We start from the raw sequence: 17521 nt of genomic DNA, 5'->3' as shown, positions 1-17521 counted from the left end.
GCCATCACTCAACCGGCAGCGCTCTGCATGCGCACCGCGCCACGGCGGGTCTGCCCGGCCGCAACCACACAGTTACGCCCCGCGCCCTTGGCGGCGTACAGCGCCTGGTCGGCGGACTTGAGCACTTCTTCCGCCGTGCGCTGGTCGATCTGGCGTTCGGCCACGCCAATGCTGACCGTCACTGACACACTCGACGCGCCGCTGCCCGCCCGGCGTTGACGGCCTTGTTGATCATCCTGAGGGCGGTCCGAGTTGCGCAACTTGATGTCGTAGTTGGCGACGATCTCGCGGATTTCCTCCAGGTGCGGCATGCACTCATCCAGGGTCTTGCCGGCAAACACCACGGCGAATTCTTCACCGCCATAGCGGTAGGCACGCCCACCCCCATTGACCTTGGACAGCTTGCTCGCCACCAGGCGCAGCACCTGGTCGCCCACATCGTGGCCATGGGTGTCATTGAAACGCTTGAAGTGATCGACGTCGGTCATCGCCAGCACATAGTTGCGCCCCAGCCGCTGCATGCGTTCGTTCAGGGCACGGCGCCCCGGCAGGCCGGTCAGTTCGTCGCGGAACGCCATTTGATAAGCCTCATGGGCCACACCGGCGGCGATCATCAGCATGACCTGGCTGCACATGATGTTGAGGGTGAACGGCAGGATGAAGGTCTGCGGCAACATCCAGAACATCCCCAGCAACCCGACCAGTTGCGCCGCATGCAGCGGGCGCGGCTGGTACCAATATTGCGCCGCCAGAGTGAGGAAGCCGACCAGGAACATCGGGTATGACAGCTGGATCAGGCTCATCCAGGTCCCATGCAGGGCGGGCCAGCGGATCTCCGCCAACCAGTTCAGCAGCGCCTGGGGATAACTTTGCTCCAAGGCCAGCGCCACACTGCCGATTGCCAGCAGCACCGCACAACGGGCAACAAAATCGCGGAACAGATGGGTCTTCTCCTGCCAGAGCGCGTAGATGCTGAACAGCAGCGGCAATAACAGGCAACACAGGTGAAACACCACGGCTGCGTCTTCGCGCACGCGGCCATTGTCGCGATAGAAATCGGTCTGGGTATCGAGCAGGAAGTAGGCGATGTACACCGTGATCATCAGGAACAATTCACGCTGGCGGCGATAAACCGCGCAGTACGAACCGCCCAGCAACAGCACCAGGGTCGGCAGCACATTGAACAGCGAGGTGAAAAAGACACTGAGGTCCTTGACGTACGCAGCCGAGAGCCCGGCCAGCAACAGCAGCAACGAAGGGAGGAAGTGACTGAAACGTAAAGCAGACACGCGTGACAAGGGTAAAACTCCGACCCGCAAAAAGTAGTAGCACTGTGCCTTGATGCGAACAGTTAAGCACACCCTGCCCGTCATGTATCACATTGCCATCACTGTAACGGCAGCCGGAGGCAATCCCTGAGCGCTGCACTGTGTTTTTTATCCCCCAATGAAAAAACCGCCGCTCCCAAGGGAAGCGACGGTTTCAGATGAACCCGGTAAGGCTTAGTAAGCCAGGCCGAAGTCTTCTTCTTTCATGTCCATCAGGTTACTGGCGCCCGACAGCATGGTGGCCACGTGGGTACGGGTCCGCGGCAGGATCCGCTGGAAGTAGAAGCGCGCAGTTTGCAGCTTGGCGGTGTAGAACGCTTCTTCGCTGGTACCGGCGGCGAGTTTTTCGGCAGCCAGGCGCGCCATTTCGGCCCAGAAGTAAGCCAGGCAGGCGTAACCGGAGTACATCAGGTAATCCACCGAAGCGGCCCCCACTTCTTCGCGGTCTTTCATCGCGGCCATGCCGACCTTCATGGTCAACTCGCCCCACTCTTTGTTCAGCGCAGCCAGCGGTGCCACGAACTCCTTGACCGCGTCGTTGCCTTCGTTGGCCTGGCAGAACTTGTGCACGATCTTGGTGAAGCCCTTGAGCGCTTCGCCCTGGGTCATCAGCACTTTACGGCCGAGCAGGTCCAGTGCCTGGATGCCGGTGGTGCCTTCGTACAGCATGGAGATACGGCTGTCGCGAACGTTCTGCTCCATGCCCCACTCCGCGATAAAGCCGTGGCCGCCATAGATCTGCACACCGTGGTTGGCGGATTCAAAACCGACTTCGGTCATGAACGCCTTGGCAATCGGGGTCATGAATGCCAGCAGGCCGTCGGCCTGTTTCTTGGCCTCGTCGTCGGTGCCGTATTTGACGATGTCCACTTGCTTGGCGGTGAAGTACACCATCGCACGGTTACCTTCGGCGAAGGCTTTCATGGTCAGCAGCATGCGGCGCACGTCAGGGTGCACGATGATCGGGTCAGCGGCCTTTTCCGGCGCTTTCGGGCCAGTCAGGGAACGCATCTGTAAGCGATCGCGGGCGTATTTCAGGCCGCCCTGGAAGCCGATCTCGGCGTGAGCCAGGCCTTGCAGCGCGGTGCCCAGGCGAGCGGTGTTCATAAAGGTGAACATGCAGTTCAGGCCTTTGTTCGCCGGGCCGATCAGGAAACCGGTGGCCGCGTCGAAGTTCATCACACAGGTGGCGTTACCGTGGATACCCATCTTGTGTTCCAGGGAACCACAGCTCACGGCGTTGCGCGCACCGATCGAGCCGTCGGCGTTGGGCAGGAACTTGGGCACGATGAACAGCGAGATGCCTTTGGTACCCGCCGGTGCGTCCGGCAGGCGGGCCAGCACGATGTGGACGATGTTGTCGGCCATGTCGTGCTCACCGGCCGAGATGAAGATCTTGGTACCGGAGACTTTGTAGGAACCGTCAGCCTGAGGCTCGGCCTTGGTGCGCAGCATGCCCAGGTCGGTACCGCAGTGTGGTTCGGTCAGGCACATGGTGCCGGTCCATTCGCCCGACACCAGCTTGGTCAGGTAAGCCTCTTGCTGCTCGGGGGTGCCGTGCTCGGAAATGGTGTTCATCGCGCCATGGGACAGGCCCGGGTACATGCCCCACGACCAGTTGGCTTCGCCGACCATTTCACTCACGGCCAGGCCCAGGGATTCCGGCAGGCCTTGACCACCGTGCTCTACGTCGTGGGCCAGGCTTGGCCAGCCGCCTTCGACAAATTGCTTGTAGGCTTCTTTGAAACCAGCAGGGGTTTTTACGCCAGACTCACTCCAGGTGCACCCTTCGATGTCACCCACGCGGTTCAACGGTGCCAGCACTTGCTCACAGAACTTGGCGCCTTCTTCGAGGATGGCGTCAACCATGTCCGGGGTAGCGTCCTGGCAAGCCGGCAGGCTCTGATAGTGCGCTTCATAGCCGAGCAGTTCGTCACGAACGAAGCGAATATCACGCAAGGGGGCCTTGTAGTCAGGCATAGCGATAAACCTCTGCTGATGTATCTGGAATGAACAACCGCGTGGATGTGTTGTGGCGGTCAAACAGGTGTTTGAAACATACGTTTACGACCTGGGGATGTCAAGCGTCGTCCAGACACCGTTTGTCATGACGCGGGTCAATGCCAGGCATGGCGAGGCCTGCGGCGGGATGCCACAAGGTGCTCAGAAGAAAATGGAGGATTGCACAAAGGCGACCAGCCCCAGGAAGAAGCCGGTCGTACGAAAGAGGGGTTAAGCGAAGGTGTCGATCAGGGTACCGAGCATTTCGTCTGAAGCCTTGGCGACCTTGGCGCCCAACTCCACTTGAAACTTGCCTTGGGCCATTTCAACCATATTGCTCGCCGAATTCGTCGGCTGGGCGCGGTCATTGGCTTGCAACCGGTCGCTCTGTGCGTCCGACGGCTGGGTGGTCGCGGCGCTGGCAATCCTGCCGGCGGCCTGGTCGACACGGCTCTGCCCGGCCTGAATAGTGCTCAGCCCCGAGTAAAACGCGCTGCTGCCAGAGATTTCCATGGCTTTAACCTGCCTTTAGAGAATCGTGAAGTTGAATTGAAGCAGACATACTGGCAAAAAGCCCGTTAAAAACACTAATGGCATAATGCCGTGCCGATAGCCAGAATCAGTCAAGCAGGTCCAGTTGCAGGTACTCAGCTACCGCCTCGGCACCGGCGTGCTTGAGCTTGGGCACTCGGCCCAGGCATGGCGCGGGCAAACGCTCGGCCAGGGTCGCGAGGTTTTCTTCCAGACGAGAGGTCTTGGGGTCGATGATATTCGCCACCCAACCGGCCAAGGGCAAACCGTCCCGGGTGATGGCTTCGGCGGTGAGCAAGGCATGGCTGATGCAACCCAGGCGCACACCCACCACCAGGATCACCGGCAGTTGCAGCGCCATGGCCAGGTCCGACAGGTTGTCCTGGTCAGCCAACGGCACCCGCCAACCGCCTGCGCCTTCGATGAGGGTGAAATCCGCCTGACGCGCCAGAATCTGCTGCATGGGTTTCAACAACGACTGCACCGTCAGCGCGACGCCGGCCTCCCGTGCGGCCAGATGGGGCGCGATGGCGGGTTCGAACGCCAGCGGGTTGACCTCGGCATAACTCAACGGCAATGAACACTCGGCCAGCAGCGCCAGGGCATCAGCGTTGCGCAAGCCCTTGGCCGTGACCTGGCAACCGGAAGCCACGGGTTTTCCCGCCGCAGTACTTTTGCCGGTTAGCCGGGCGGCGTGCAACAGGCCGGCGGCGATAGTGGTCTTGCCGACATCCGTATCGGTGCCGGTGATGAAATAAGCGGCGCTCATAGGGGCTTCTCCAGGACGGCGTACACCACTTGATACGTGGCCGGCAGTCCCTCGGCCTGACGGAACTGCTCGTAGGCGTCTACCAGTGCAACAATCCGCGCACGGCCCGTCAACCCTCCCGGGCGGCCTGGGTTGAGATTATGCGCCCCCAGCGCCTTGAGCTCATGGGTCAGGCTGCGCACATCCGGGTAATGCAGCACATGGGGACGTCGTTCCAGGCTGACCACGCGCAAACCACTGGCCGCGCACAACTGCTGGTACGCCTCGAAAGTGCGGAAGCGATTGACGTGCACCAGGCCATCCGCCGCCCGCCAGCTTTCGCGCAACTCATCCAGCGTCCCGACGCACAAACTGGCGAACGCCAGCACGCCACCCGGTTGCAGCACGCGATAGGCCTCGCTGAGCACCGCCTCGAAGTTCGCACACCACTGCACCGCCAGGCTGGAAAAGATCAGCCCGCAGTTACCATCCTTGAAAGGCAGACGCTCGGCATCACCCGCGATGAAATACTCAGCACCGCCCAAAGGCCGGGCGTGATCGAGCATCCCCTCGGCAATATCCAACGCCACACCTTGGCTGGCGGGCAACAACTCGCCCAACACGCGGCTGAAATAACCCGTGCCGCAGCCCATATCCAGCCAGCGCTGTGGCGCGCACGCTGATGGCAGGCGGGCCAGCAGCTCATGCCCTACGGCTCGCTGCAACTCGGCGACGCTGTCGTAACTGGCCGCCGCACGGGAAAACGACGCCGCCACCTGACGTTTGTCCGGCAAGGCGCCCGGCAGGAAGGGCTGGGATAAATCAGTCATCGACGCACTCATGCAAAAAAGCCTGGATGGCCCCCGCCACACCGTGGGGGTCTTCCAGAAGAAAAGCGTGACCAGCCTGTTCAATCAGGCCGATTTCCACATCCGGCAGCAGCTTAAGCAGGTCGCTGGCGGCTTCGGCGGGCACCAATCCGTCCATGCCGGCGAACAGGTGCAACTGTGGGCCGCGATAAGCCAGCAAGGCTTCGCGGGTATCCAGTTGGGCCAGCAGTTCCAGGCCGGGCATCAACACGCTGGACGCTGAATGCGGCGCGCCGCTGACCAGCAGGCGCGACAGCCCGCGCGGGTCCTCGGCGCCCTTGGCGCACAACAGGCCGAAGCGCTTGAGGGTGACTTGGGAGTCGGCATGGCAGCCGGCCAGGAACGCATCGAAGGTCGCGGCGGGCATCCCATGGGGCCAGCCGTCGTGGGCGACGAAACACGGGTTGCTCGCCAGGGTCAGCAAGCCGCAGCAACGCTCGCCGCGCCGCGCCGCCAGTTCGGCAGCGAGCATGCCGCCCAGGGACCAACCGCCCAGCCAGGCGTTGTCGGGCAGGGTAGCGTCGAGTTCGTCGAGCCATTCATCGAGGTCGCTGGAAGCAAGCGCCGGCAATGGCTCGACCTGCACCTGCAGGTGTGCGTCCAGGCCACGCAAGGCGGCGGCCAAAGGCTCCAGCGGCGATACGCCGAGACCCCAGCCGGGCAGCAGGATCAGTCGATCACGCATGGTCGGGCTCCATGGCGCCAAGCAAGCGGAAACACTCTTCTAATGCGTTTAACAATAGCTGCACCTGCGCTTCGCTGTGGGCTGCGGTCAAGGTCACGCGCAAACGCGCGCTGCCGGCGGGTACGGTGGGTGGGCGGATCGCCGTGACCATCAGGCCGCGCTCACGCAGCATCTGCGACAGACGCACGGCCTTGGCACTGTCGCCGATCAGGATCGGCTGGATCGGTGTAAAGCTGTCCATCAAGTCCAGGCCAAGTTGCTCGGCACCCTGGCGAAACTGACGAATCAGGCGGTCGAGGTGCTCGCGCCGCCAATGTTCGGTGCGTAGCAGCTCCAGGCTTTTCAGGGTGGCGCAGGCCAGCGCCGGCGGTTGGCTGGTGGTGTAGATATACGGCCGGGCAAACTGGATCAGGCTTTCGACCAGGTCCTCACTGCCCGCGACAAACGCGCCCGCCGTGCCGAACGCTTTGCCCAGGGTGCCGACCAATACCGGCACGTCGTCCTGGCTCAAGCCGAAATGCTCGACGATCCCGCCGCCATTAGCACCCAGCGGACCAAAGCCATGGGCATCATCCACCATCAACCAGGCGCCTTTGGCCCTGGCTGCACGGACCAGTGCCGGCAGGTCGGCCAGATCGCCGTCCATGCTGAACACACCATCGGTGACCACCAGCGTATTGCCGGTGGCTTTCTCCAGGCGCTTGGCCAGGCTGATCGCGTCGTTGTGCAAATAGCGATTGAAGCGCGCACCGGACAGCAAGCCGGCATCCAGCAGCGAGGCATGGTTGAGACGGTCTTCCAGCACCGTATCGCCCTGCCCCACCAACGCCGTGACCGCACCAAGGTTGGCCATGTAGCCGGTGGTAAACAGCAGAGCACGCGGGCGGCCGGTGAGATCGGCCAGCGCCTCCTCCAGCTCATGGTGCGGCGTGGCGTGACCCACCACCAAGTGCGAGGCACCGCCGCCCACGCCCCAACGGGACGCCCCGGCGCGCCAGGCCTCGATCACTTGCGGGTGATTGGCCAGGCCCAGGTAATCGTTATTGCAGAATGCCAGGAGGGGTTGACCGTCAACCACCACCTCCGGGCCTTGGGGGCTCTGGAGCAGCGGGCGTTGACGGTAAAGGTGTTCGGCACGGCGGGCAGCGAGGCGCGCGGAGAGATCAAAAGACATGCAGGCCTCGGGGTGGCAGGTGCAACTCGGTCAAAACAGGTGGGAATCAAACAACGGCGTTATAGAACTGCTCGCTGCTCTTCTGCTCCACCAACGCCTGTTCGATGGCCGCCTGGTGCACTTCATCCGCATGCTCTTCACGGGCTTCCGGCAGGATGCCCAGGCGCGAGAACAGTTGCATGTCCTTGTCGGCCTGGGGGTTGGCGGTGGTCAGCAGTTTGTCGCCGTAGAAGATCGAGTTGGCACCGGCAAAGAACGCCAGGGCCTGCATCTGCTCGTTCATGGCTTCGCGCCCCGCCGACAGGCGCACATGGGATTGCGGCATCAGGATGCGCGCCACGGCCAGCATGCGGATGAAATCGAACGGGTCGATGTCCTCGGCATTTTCCAACGGTGTACCGGCGACTTTCACCAGCATGTTGATCGGCACCGACTCCGGATGCTCCGGCAGGTTGGCCAACTGGATCAGCAGGTTGGCGCGGTCGTCGAGGGACTCGCCCATGCCAAGGATGCCGCCGGAGCAGATCTTCATCCCCGACTCACGCACATAGGCCAGGGTTTGCAGGCGCTCGCTGTAGGTACGGGTGGTGATGATACTGCCGTAGAACTCCGGCGACGTGTCCAGGTTGTGGTTGTAGTAATCCAGGCCGGCCTGGGCCAGGGCTTGGGTCTGGTCCTGGTCGAGACGGCCGAGGGTCATGCAGGTTTCCAGGCCCATGGCCTTCACGCCCTTGACCATCTGCAGCACATAGGGCATGTCTTTGGCCGACGGGTGTTTCCAGGCGGCGCCCATGCAGAAACGGGTCGAACCGATGGCCTTGGCGCGAGCGGCCTCTTCGAGGACCTTCTGCACCTCCATCAGCTTTTCTTTTTCCAGGCCCGTGTTGTAGTGGCCCGACTGCGGACAATATTTGCAATCTTCCGGGCAGGCACCGGTCTTGATCGACAGCAGGGTCGACACCTGTACACGGTTGGCATCGAAATGCGCGCGGTGCACGGTCTGCGCCTGGAACAACAGGTCATTGAACGGCTGCACGAACAACGCTTTGACTTCGGCTAAGGACCAATCGTGACGCAAGGTGGCGGTGGTGCTGGCGCTCATGGGCGATTCCTTGATTATGCTTTGGCAAGCGCTGCGGGAAGGGCAATACCCACAGACACGACACGGATGCTCGGCATATTTAAGGAAGATTCATGCACTGTCAACCAAGCCGCAAACACGAAGTTTACATCTGGTCAAAAAACACACAGAAATGTTTAATCTGCGACGAGACGACTGAAACCGCCGACTGTGTGTGCAACGTCTGCGAAACCGAGCTGCCCTGGCTGATGGAGCATTGCGAAGTCTGCGCCTTGCCTCTGGCGATGGACGGCCTGGTCTGCGGCCAGTGCCTGAGACAACCGCCTGCCTTTAAACACGTGATCGCCCCCTGGACCTACAGCTTTCCGGTGGACACCCTGATCAGTCGCTTCAAGCACCAGGCACGCTGGCCCCTCGGGCATATGCTGGGGCGCTTGCTGGGGCACTACTTGCAACATCGCTTCGACAACCACTCACTCACCCGCCCGGACATGCTGCTGCCGGTGCCCATGGCCCGCAGGCGCCTGCGTGAACGGGGCTATAACCAGGCGCTGATGCTGGCGCGCTGGCTCAGCGCCGACCTCGACCTTCCCCACGATGCACATCTATTGCTACGCCCTTATGAAACCGTCGCGCAGCAAGCCCTCGACGCCAAGACGCGCAAACGCAACCTGCTCAACGCCTTCGCCCTGGCCCCGGGTGCCGAGGTGCGCGGCCGCCACCTGGCGCTGGTGGACGACGTGCTCACCACCGGCGCCACCGCCCACAGCCTGGCGCGGTTATTGATCAACGCCGGCGCGCGACAGGTAGACGTGTACTGCCTGGCCCGCACACCAAAGCCTGGCACTTGACTCTCATGCCTCGCGGCTGCAACGTCCGCTCATCCCACCACAGCGAATGCCCATGTCCCTACCGACGCTGCTCAGCCAACATATTGTCCGCCGCCCCCAGCGTATCGCCCTGCTGGGGCATATCGCCGAGCAGGGCTCCATCACCCGCGCCGCCAAAAGTGCGGGCTTGAGCTACAAGGCCGCCTGGGACGCCATTGACGAGCTGAACAACCTGGCGCAAAAACCCTTGGTCGAACGCAGTGTCGGCGGCAAGGGCGGCGGCGGCGCCAAACTCACGGCCGAGGGTGAACGGGTGTTGCGCCTCTACCAGCGCCTGCAAGTGTTGCAGGCCGAAGTGCTCGGCTCGGACGAGGCCGCCAGCGACTTCAACCTGCTCGGACGCTTGATGCTGCGCACCAGCGCCCGTAACCAGTTGCACGGCCAGGTCATTGCGATTGAACAGCTTGGCCGCAACGACCTGATTCACTTGCAGCTCGCCGGAGGGCTGACCCTGGCGGCGCAAATCACCCATGACAGTACACAACGGCTGGAGCTGGAGGTCGGCGTGGAAGTTGTCGCGCTGATCAAGGCCGGCTGGCTGGAACTACTGACGCCCGACGAACCCGCAACACCTGGACACAATTGCATGAGCGGAACCGTCGACGCGATTCTCGCCGCCGAGGACGGCCCCAGCGAAGTGCGCATCGCCCTGCCCAATGGCCAGGTTTTATGCGCCTTGGCGCAGCCCGCCGCGCTCGAGGCCCTGGGCGCTGCCGCTGGCAGGACGCTCCAAGTGCAATTTGCCGCCAGCAATGTGCTGCTCGGCACGCCGGTCTGAGCCGAGTAGCTCTTCAAACTGCAACAATTTCGTCACGCCCGCTCCTTATGGTGTCTGCAAAAACCGCAGGGAGCCTGACATGAACCTATTAGAAGAAAACCAAGCCATCGACCTCGAACAGATGGTCGGCCTCACCCGCCGCCGCTTTATCGGTGCCGGCGCCCTGTGCGGTGCGGCGATGTTCCTCGGTGGCAACCTGCTGAGCCGCAGCGCCCTGGCCGTCAACGCCGCCTCCGCCAGCCCGCTGCTGGGCTTTACCAGCATCGCCGCAGCCACCAGCGACACCATCACCCTGCCACCGGGCTACAGCGCTTCGGTGCTGATCAGCTGGGGCCAGCCGCTGCACAAGAGCGCGCCGGCCTTCGACCCGTCCGGCAACGGCACCGCCAAGGCCCAGGAACAACAGTTCGGCGACAACAACGACGGCATGAGCCTGTTCGCCTTCCCCGGCGACGACAACCGCGCACTGATGGCGATCAACAACGAATACACCAACTACCGCTACCTCTTCGCCCACGGCGGCGCGCCGCAATCGGCCGAAGACGTGCACAAGGCCCAGGCCAGCGAAGGCGTGTCGGTGATCGAAGTACGGCGCAAAGGTGACACTTGGCAATTCGTCCAGGACTCGCGCTACAACCGCCGCATCCACGGCAACTCGCCGATCCGCCTGAGCGGCCCCGCCGCCGGCCATGAATGGTTGAAAACCAGCGCCGATAAGTCCGGCAAAAAAGCCCTCGGCACCTTCCAGAACTGCGCCAACGGCAAGACCCCATGGGGCACTTACCTGACCTGCGAAGAGAACTTCACCGACTGCTTCGGCAGCAGCAACCCCCAGCAAACCTTCGATGCCGGGCAGAAACGCTACGGCGTGGTGGCCGCCAGCAAAGAGATCAACTGGCACCTGCACGACCCGCGCTTCGACCTGGCCAAGAACCCCAATGAACTCAACCGCCACGGCTGGGTCGTGGAAATCGACCCGTTCGACCCGCAATCCACCCCGGCCAAACGCACCGCCCTGGGCCGTTTCAAGCACGAGAACGCCGCCCTGGCAGAAACCCGTGACGGCCGCGCCGTGGTGTACATGGGCGACGACGAACGCGGCGAGTTCATCTACAAGTTCGTCAGCCGCGACAAGATCAACCACAAGAACCCCAAGGCCAACAAAGACCTGCTCGACCACGGCACCTTGTACGTGGCCATCTTCGATGCGGGCGATGGCAACGCCGATCATCCGAAGGGCAAAGGGCAATGGGTCGAGCTGACCCATGGCAAAAACGGCATCGACGCCAGCACCGGCTTCGCCAGCCAGGCCGAAGTGCTGATCCACGCGCGCCTGGCCGCCAGTGTGGTCAAAGCCACGCGCATGGACCGCCCGGAATGGATCGTGGTCAGCCCCACCGACGGCCAGGTCTATTGCACCCTGACCAACAACGCCAAGCGCGGCGAAGACGGCCAACCGGTGGGCGGGCCCAACCCGCGCGAGAAAAACGTCTACGGCCAGATCCTGCGCTGGAAGGCCAACGCCGATGACCATGGCGCCGCGGACTTCAGCTGGGACCTGTTTGTGGTGGCCGGCAACCCAGGTGTGCATGCCGGCACGCCAAAAGGTGGCTCGTCCAACATCAACCCGCAGAACATGTTCAACAGCCCCGACGGCCTGGGGTTCGACAAGGCCGGGCGCCTGTGGATCCTCACCGATGGCGACTACAGCAACGCTGGCGACTTCGCGGGCATGGGCAATAACCAGATGCTCTGCGCCGACCCGAGCACCGGTGAAATCCGTCGCTTCATGGTCGGGCCGGTGGCCTGTGAGGTGACGGGCATCAGCTTCTCGCCGGATCAGAAAACCCTGTTTGTGGGGATTCAGCACCCGGGTGAAACCGGGGGTTCGACCTGGCCGGAGCATCTGCCGAATGGCAAGCCGCGTTCGTCGGTGATGGCGATTCGGCGGGATGATGGCGGGATAGTCGGTGCCTGATAGACCGCCCCACTGTAGGAGCGGGCTTGCCCGCGAAGATCGTCAACGATAACGCAGCGGAACCTGACACCCAACTGCGTGCTCAGGTTTTTCGCGAGCAAGCTCGCTCCTACAGCGTTACCATACCCGGCCGGACGCGGCGCCCTGCTGCGCGCAGGAGTTCGCATGGCCCATCCGTTTGAAACCCTCACCCCCGACCTGGTACTCGACGCTGTCGAAAGCATCGGTTTCCTCAGCGATGCCCGCGTCTTGGCGCTCAACAGCTACGAAAACCGCGTGTATCAGGTGGGCATCGAAGACTCCGAACCGCTGATCGCCAAGTTCTACCGCCCCCAGCGCTGGACCAACGAAGCGATCCTCGAAGAGCACCGGTTCACCTTCGAGTTGGCTGAGTGCGACGTGCCGGTGGTCGCGCCGATGATTCATAACGGCGAAAGCCTGTTCGAACACGCCGGTTTCCGCTTCACCCTGTTCCCCCGCCGTGGCGGCCGCGCACCGGAGCCGGGCAACCTTGACCAGCTTTATCGCCTTGGGCAACTGCTCGGCCGCTTGCACGCCGTGGGTTCCACCCGCCCGTTCGAACACCGCGAAGCCTTGGGTGTGAAGAACTTCGGTCACGACTCGCTCAATACCTTGCTCGAAGGCAATTTCATTCCCAAGAGCCTGCTGCCAGCCTACGAGTCGGTGGCCCGCGACCTGCTCAAGCGCGTGGAAGAGGTCTACAAAGCCACGCCGCACAAGAACATCCGCATGCACGGCGATTGCCACCCCGGCAACATGATGTGCCGCGATGAGATGTTCCACATCGTCGACCTCGACGACTGCCGCATGGGCCCGGCGGTGCAGGACTTATGGATGATGCTCGCCGGTGATCGCCAGGAATGCCTGGGCCAGCTGTCGGAGCTGATGGACGGCTACCAGGAATTCCACGACTTCGACCCCCGCGAACTGGCGCTGATCGAGCCGCTGCGCGCGTTGCGCCTGATGCACTACAGCGCGTGGCTGGCACGGCGCTGGGATGACCCGGCGTTCCCCCACAGCTTCCCGTGGTTCGGCAGCGAGCGGTATTGGGGCGACCAGGTGCTGGCGCTGCGCGAGCAACTCTCAGCCCTCAACGAAGAACCCCTCAAACTCTTCTGAAATCGCCGCTCGCTCCTGTAGGAGCGAGCTTGCTCGCGAAAAACCTGAGGGCGCCGCGTGCAGTCAGGATGCCCGCGTTATCGTTAACGATCTTCGCGAGCAAGCTCGCTCCTACAGAAGGGTAATCCCATTGGTTGACAAATATCCTTACAATCGCCCTTTGTTAGCTGCCTAAGCAAGGATTCCGCATGCAAGCCGCCAACCCCCGCAAGGGGTACATCCTGGGCCTGAGCGCCTATGTCATCTGGGGTCTGTTCCCGCTCTACTTCAAAGCCATCGCCAGTGTCCCCGCCGCCGAAATCATCGTGCACCGGGTGCTGTGGTCAGCGCTGTTCGGTGGTTTGCTGCTGATGGTGTGGAAGCACCCGGGCTGGTTCCGCGAACTGCGCGACAACCCCAGGCGCCTAGCAATCCTGGCCCTCAGCGGTTCGTTGATCGCCGGTAACTGGCTGACCTATGTGTGGTCGGTAAACAGCGGGCGCATGCTCGAAGCCAGCCTGGGCTACTACATCAACCCACTGGTGAATGTGCTGCTGGGCATGCTGTTGCTCGGCGAGCGCCTGCGTCGCCTGCAATGGGTGGCCGTGGGGCTGGCCGCAGTGGGTGTGGCGCAACAGGTCTGGCAGGTAGGCAGCTTGCCGTGGGTATCGTTGGTACTGGCGCTGACCTTCGGTTTCTACGGCCTGATCCGCAAGCAGGCGCCGGTCAAGGCACTGCCGGGGCTGGTGGTGGAGACCTGGATGCTGGTGCCGATTGCGGTGGCCTGGTTGTTGTTCAACCCGTCGGCCCACAGTGCGCAACTGGCGTTCTGGAGCACATCCGAAGCCTGGTGGCTGGTGGCGGCCGGCCCGGTGACGTTGATCCCGCTGGTGTGCTTCAACGCCGCCGCACGGCATTTGCCCTACACCGCCTTGGGCTTTTTGCAGTATGTGGCACCGACCCTGGTGTTACTGGAGGCGGTGCTGCTGTTCGGAGAGCACCTGGCGTCGAGCACGCTGATCGCGTTTGCCTTTATCTGGGCCGGGTTGGTGGTATACAGCGTCGATGCCTGGTTGAGCGTGCGCAAACGCTGATCAAATAACGTACAAACCTCTGCAAGCCCCAGCCGGCCTGGCTTGCAGAGATCCACCCCAAGGTTATCCACAACCTGGTCCCCGCCATTTGTGCACAAGCCTTTGAAACTGCTCGTTTTTTGCTCAGTTGGCGGAGAAGCCCGGTGGACGTGGCCTGGCGCCGGGTCTCTACAGGTTATCCACAGGCCCATGCAAGATTTCCATGCATAACCTTGTGGGTGGTTATTCCTCGTGGTGCAGTTCCACCATGAGATCATCCGCCAGGGTTTCCAGGGATTCCTGCAACGCCTCCAAGGACAAGCTCGACGGCACCTGTAACAGCGCCTCGGCGCTGAACAGCGGATCACCGCTCATCGGTGCCGGGCGCACATCGGTGCTCAAGCGCTCCAGGTTGACGCCCTGCTTGCTCAACAGCGCCGTGATCTCGCGCACGATGCCCGAGCGGTCGTTGCCCAGCAGCGTCATCACGATCGACTTGGACACCGATGCCTGGCCACTGCTGCCCTCGCCCACCAGCACGCGAATACCGTGTGTGGATAAATCCTCCAAAGCCCCCACCAAGGCCTGACGACTCTCGGCAGGCACGCTGACCCGCAGGATCCCGGCGAACTGCCCGGCCATATGCGCCATTCGGCTTTCCAGCCAATTGCCGCCGTGGGCCGCGATGTTCTGCGCGATACGTTCCACCAGGCCGGGTTTGTCGGCGGCGATAATAGTGAGTACAAGATGGTCCATGGCGAAGCCCTCTGAATTCAATCTACAAGGTGGACCCGGGGGCCCGCGAAAACAAATCGTGTACCATTTTTATATTTATCTGGAACAATCTAATAGTTTTTTGAGAACATCCGGTTCTCCGCTGTGACCGTACGACCAAAGTGGGTCGCTAAACGACGTATTTAGTCTAATTTTCACAACCGCAAGTCATCATGTAGTATGCCCTCCCGTGCACTACATAATGAAAATCCGAAACAGCGCATTAGCTCCGCAGAGTGAGGCAAGCAATGACTGAACACGTTCAAGTCGGTGGCCTGCAGGTCGCCAAAGTCCTGTTCGACTTCGTGAACAACGAAGCCATTCCCGGTACCGGCATCACTGCCGACCAGTTCTGGGCCGGCGCCGACAAGGTCATCCACGACCTGGCACCGAAGAACAAAGCCCTGCTCGCCAAACGCGACGATTTCCAGGAGCGGATCGATACCTGGCACCAGACCCACGCCGGCCAGGCCCATGACCCGGTGGCCTACAAAGCCTTCCTGCAAGACATCGGATACCTGCTGCCAGAAGCCGCAGACTTCCAGGCCTCGACCCAAAACGTCGATGACGAAATCGCCCGCATGGCCGGCCCGCAACTGGTGGTGCCGGTGATGAACGCCCGCTTCGCCCTCAACGCGTCCAATGCGCGTTGGGGCTCGCTGTACGACGCGCTGTATGGCACCGACGCCATCAGCGAAGCCGACGGCGCCGAAAAGGGCAAGGGCTACAACAAAGTGCGTGGCGACAAGGTGATCGCCTTCGCCCGTGCCTTCCTCGACGAAGCCGCGCCGCTGAGCGCCGGCAGCCATGTCGACTCCACCGGCTACAAGATCGTCGACGGCAAGCTGATCGTCAGCCTCAAGGGCGGCAGCAACAGCGGCCTGCGTGACGATGCGCAGCTGATTGGTTTCCAGGGCCCTGCGGCCGAGCCGATCGCGATCCTGTTGAAGCACAACGGCCTGCACTTCGAAATCCAGATCGACGCCAGCACCCCGGTTGGCCAGACCGATGCCGCCGGTGTCAAAGACGTGCTGATGGAAGCTGCACTTACCACTATCATGGACTGCGAAGACTCCGTCGCCGCCGTCGATGCCGATGACAAAGTGGTGATCTACCGCAACTGGCTCGGCCTGATGAAGGGCGACCTGGCCGAAGAAGTGGCCAAGGGCGGCAAGACCTTCACCCGCACCATGAACGCCGACCGCGTCTACACCGGCGTCGACGGCCAGGACGTGACGCTGCACGGCCGTTCGTTGCTGTTCGTGCGCAACGTTGGCCACCTGATGACTATCGACGCGATCCTCGACAAACACGGCAACGAAGTACCGGAAGGCATCCTCGACGGCCTGCTCACCAGCCTGGCCGCGATCCACAGCCTCAACGGCAACAACACGCGCAAGAACAGCCGCACCGGTTCGGTCTACATCGTGAAACCGAAGATGCACGGCCCGGAAGAAGCCGCGTTCACCAACGAGCTGTTCGGCCGCATCGAAGACGTGCTGAACCTGCCGCGCAACACCCTCAAGGTCGGGATCATGGACGAGGAGCGCCGCACCACGGTCAACCTCAAGGCCTGCATCAAGGCGGCCAGCGAACGCGTGGTGTTTATCAACACCGGCTTCCTCGACCGCACCGGTGACGAGATCCACACCTCCATGGAAGCCGGCGCGATGGTGCGCAAGGCGGCGATGAAGGCCGAAAAATGGATCGGCGCCTACGAGAACTGGAACGTCGATATCGGCTTGAGCACCGGTCTGCAAGGCCGTGCGCAGATCGGTAAAGGCATGTGGGCGATGCCCGACCTGATGGCGGCGATGCTCGAACAGAAAATCGCCCACCCACTGGCCGGCGCCAACACCGCCTGGGTGCCATCGCCGACGGCAGCCGCACTGCACGCGCTGCATTACCACAAGGTCGACGTGTTCGCGCGCCAGGCCGAACTGGCCAAGCGCGAACGCGCGTCGGTGGACGACATCCTCACCATTCCCCTGGCCAGCAACACCGATTGGTCTGACGAAGAAATCCGCAACGAGCTGGACAACAACGCCCAGGGCATCCTCGGTTATGTCGTGCGCTGGATCGACCAGGGCGTGGGCTGCTCGAAAGTGCCGGACATCAACGACGTCGGCCTGATGGAAGACCGCGCCACCCTGCGCATCTCCAGCCAGCACATTGCCAACTGGCTGCGCCACGGCATCGTCAACGAAACCCAGGTCATGGAAAGCCTCAAGCGCATGGCGCCGGTGGTGGACCGTCAGAATGCCGGGGATGCGCTTTACCGTCCGCTGGCGCCGGATTTCGACAGCAACATTGCGTTCCAGGCAGCGGTGGAGTTGGTGATTGAAGGGACTAAACAGCCGAATGGCTATACCGAGCCGGTGTTGCACCGTCGGCGCAGGGAGTTCAAGGCCAGGAATGGCTTGTAATTAACTGGAATTAAAAAGCCCTGGTCGAAAGATCAGGGCTTTTTCAATGCGCTCCGAGCAGCAGGA

Annotated in this window: 15 protein-coding genes and 1 pseudogene; 6 read left to right on the top strand and 10 right to left on the bottom strand. The window is 62.3% G+C overall.

From position 1 onward, the window contains the following. Positions 1-8: 8 nt before the first annotated feature. The 8 genes from AC07OP_RS17770 to bioB form a co-directional block, all read right to left on the bottom strand. Positions 9-1298, bottom strand: a complete 1290-nt coding sequence (locus tag AC07OP_RS17770) for a GGDEF domain-containing protein (protein ID WP_027605943.1) — start codon at positions 1296-1298, stop codon at positions 9-11. Between the two features lie 204 nt (positions 1299-1502). Continuing rightward, a complete protein-coding gene (locus AC07OP_RS17765) occupies positions 1503-3308 on the bottom strand; it encodes a phenylacyl-CoA dehydrogenase (RefSeq protein WP_495101974.1) in 1806 nt (601 codons plus the stop codon). A 252-nt stretch (positions 3309-3560) separates the two neighbouring features. Continuing rightward, a complete protein-coding gene (locus AC07OP_RS17760; RefSeq protein WP_065938217.1) occupies positions 3561-3842 on the bottom strand; it encodes a pyrroloquinoline quinone biosynthesis protein PqqE in 282 nt (93 codons plus the stop codon). 106 nt (positions 3843-3948) lie between these two features. After that, positions 3949-4629, bottom strand: a complete 681-nt coding sequence (bioD, locus tag AC07OP_RS17755) for a dethiobiotin synthase (protein ID WP_495101975.1) — start codon at positions 4627-4629, stop codon at positions 3949-3951. Further along, positions 4626-5438: a malonyl-ACP O-methyltransferase BioC gene (gene bioC / locus AC07OP_RS17750; protein ID WP_495101976.1), complete on the bottom strand. Its 813-nt coding sequence runs from the start codon at positions 5436-5438 to the stop codon at positions 4626-4628. Before bioC ends, bioD begins: the two co-directional genes overlap by 4 nt. Beyond that, positions 5431-6162 carry an alpha/beta fold hydrolase gene (locus tag AC07OP_RS17745; protein ID WP_495101977.1) on the bottom strand — a complete coding sequence of 244 codons (732 nt, stop codon included), beginning with the start codon at positions 6160-6162 and terminating at the stop codon, positions 5431-5433. Before AC07OP_RS17745 ends, bioC begins: the two co-directional genes overlap by 8 nt. Continuing rightward, complete coding sequence (gene bioF / locus AC07OP_RS17740) at positions 6155-7336, bottom strand: 8-amino-7-oxononanoate synthase (protein ID WP_495101978.1); 1182 nt, start codon at positions 7334-7336, stop codon at positions 6155-6157. Before bioF ends, AC07OP_RS17745 begins: the two co-directional genes overlap by 8 nt. A 46-nt stretch (positions 7337-7382) precedes the next feature. Further along, on the bottom strand, positions 7383-8438 hold the full coding sequence (gene bioB, locus AC07OP_RS17735) for a biotin synthase BioB (protein WP_027605951.1): 1056 nt from the start codon (positions 8436-8438) through the stop codon (positions 7383-7385). Between the two features lie 92 nt (positions 8439-8530). Here bioB and AC07OP_RS17730 point away from each other — a divergent pair, with 92 nt between their 5' ends. The 4 genes from AC07OP_RS17730 (at position 8531) to AC07OP_RS17715 (ending at position 13203) form a co-directional block, all read left to right on the top strand. After that, entirely contained in the window at positions 8531-9268 is a 738-nt protein-coding gene (locus AC07OP_RS17730) for a ComFC family protein (protein WP_495101979.1), read from the top strand. Between the two features lie 52 nt (positions 9269-9320). Further along, entirely contained in the window at positions 9321-10085 is a 765-nt protein-coding gene (locus AC07OP_RS17725; RefSeq protein WP_495101980.1) for a TOBE domain-containing protein, read from the top strand. Positions 10086-10164: 79 nt separating this feature from the next. After that, the gene (locus tag AC07OP_RS17720) at positions 10165-12063 is read left to right on the top strand and encodes a PhoX family protein (protein WP_495101981.1); all 1899 of its coding nucleotides are present in this window, start codon (positions 10165-10167) and stop codon (positions 12061-12063) included. A 165-nt stretch (positions 12064-12228) separates the two neighbouring features. After that, positions 12229-13203 carry a serine/threonine protein kinase gene (locus AC07OP_RS17715; protein ID WP_015886213.1) on the top strand — a complete coding sequence of 325 codons (975 nt, stop codon included), beginning with the start codon at positions 12229-12231 and terminating at the stop codon, positions 13201-13203. Between the two features lie 16 nt (positions 13204-13219). Here the strand turns inward: AC07OP_RS17715 and AC07OP_RS17710 are convergent. Then, positions 13220-13306 (bottom strand): annotated as a pseudogene (locus AC07OP_RS17710) (outer membrane lipoprotein carrier protein LolA); the annotation flags it as partial. Positions 13307-13391: 85 nt separating this feature from the next. Here AC07OP_RS17710 and rarD point away from each other — a divergent pair. After that, the gene (gene rarD, locus AC07OP_RS17705) at positions 13392-14276 is read left to right on the top strand and encodes an EamA family transporter RarD (protein ID WP_027605956.1); all 885 of its coding nucleotides are present in this window, start codon (positions 13392-13394) and stop codon (positions 14274-14276) included. A 222-nt stretch (positions 14277-14498) separates the two neighbouring features. Here the strand turns inward: rarD and AC07OP_RS17700 are convergent, their stop codons facing one another. Beyond that, on the bottom strand, positions 14499-15011 hold the full coding sequence (locus AC07OP_RS17700; RefSeq protein WP_495101982.1) for a glycine cleavage system transcriptional repressor: 513 nt from the start codon (positions 15009-15011) through the stop codon (positions 14499-14501). A 266-nt stretch (positions 15012-15277) separates the two neighbouring features. Here AC07OP_RS17700 and AC07OP_RS17695 point away from each other — a divergent pair, with 266 nt between their 5' ends. Next, positions 15278-17455: a malate synthase G gene (locus AC07OP_RS17695; protein ID WP_495101983.1), complete on the top strand. Its 2178-nt coding sequence runs from the start codon at positions 15278-15280 to the stop codon at positions 17453-17455. Positions 17456-17521: the final 66 nt, after the last annotated feature.

This window comes from Pseudomonas sp. GW821-FHT09D08 (assembly GCF_059416305.1).
Note: the sequence above shows the minus strand (reverse complement) of the source record. Positions and strands in the feature narration are given on the sequence as shown.

Excerpts from the sequence above, each read along its gene's own strand:
- AC07OP_RS17765 (WP_495101974.1), bottom strand. The coding sequence starts at position 3,308 with ATGCCTGACTACAAGGCCCCCTTGCGTGATATTCGCTTCGTTCGTGAC.
- AC07OP_RS17760 (WP_065938217.1), bottom strand. The coding sequence starts at position 3,842 with ATGGAAATCTCTGGCAGCAGCGCGTTTTACTCGGGGCTGAGCACTATT.
- bioD (WP_495101975.1), bottom strand. The coding sequence starts at position 4,629 with ATGAGCGCCGCTTATTTCATCACCGGCACCGATACGGATGTCGGCAAG.
- bioC (WP_495101976.1), bottom strand. The coding sequence starts at position 5,438 with ATGACTGATTTATCCCAGCCCTTCCTGCCGGGCGCCTTGCCGGACAAA.
- AC07OP_RS17745 (WP_495101977.1), bottom strand. The coding sequence starts at position 6,162 with ATGCGTGATCGACTGATCCTGCTGCCCGGCTGGGGTCTCGGCGTATCG.
- bioF (WP_495101978.1), bottom strand. The coding sequence starts at position 7,336 with ATGTCTTTTGATCTCTCCGCGCGCCTCGCTGCCCGCCGTGCCGAACAC.
- bioB (WP_027605951.1), bottom strand. The coding sequence starts at position 8,438 with ATGAGCGCCAGCACCACCGCCACCTTGCGTCACGATTGGTCCTTAGCC.
- AC07OP_RS17730 (WP_495101979.1), top strand. The coding sequence starts at position 8,531 with ATGCACTGTCAACCAAGCCGCAAACACGAAGTTTACATCTGGTCAAAA.
- AC07OP_RS17725 (WP_495101980.1), top strand. The coding sequence starts at position 9,321 with ATGTCCCTACCGACGCTGCTCAGCCAACATATTGTCCGCCGCCCCCAG.
- AC07OP_RS17720 (WP_495101981.1), top strand. The coding sequence starts at position 10,165 with ATGAACCTATTAGAAGAAAACCAAGCCATCGACCTCGAACAGATGGTC.
- AC07OP_RS17715 (WP_015886213.1), top strand. The coding sequence starts at position 12,229 with ATGGCCCATCCGTTTGAAACCCTCACCCCCGACCTGGTACTCGACGCT.
- rarD (WP_027605956.1), top strand. The coding sequence starts at position 13,392 with ATGCAAGCCGCCAACCCCCGCAAGGGGTACATCCTGGGCCTGAGCGCC.
- AC07OP_RS17700 (WP_495101982.1), bottom strand. The coding sequence starts at position 15,011 with ATGGACCATCTTGTACTCACTATTATCGCCGCCGACAAACCCGGCCTG.
- AC07OP_RS17695 (WP_495101983.1), top strand. The coding sequence starts at position 15,278 with ATGACTGAACACGTTCAAGTCGGTGGCCTGCAGGTCGCCAAAGTCCTG.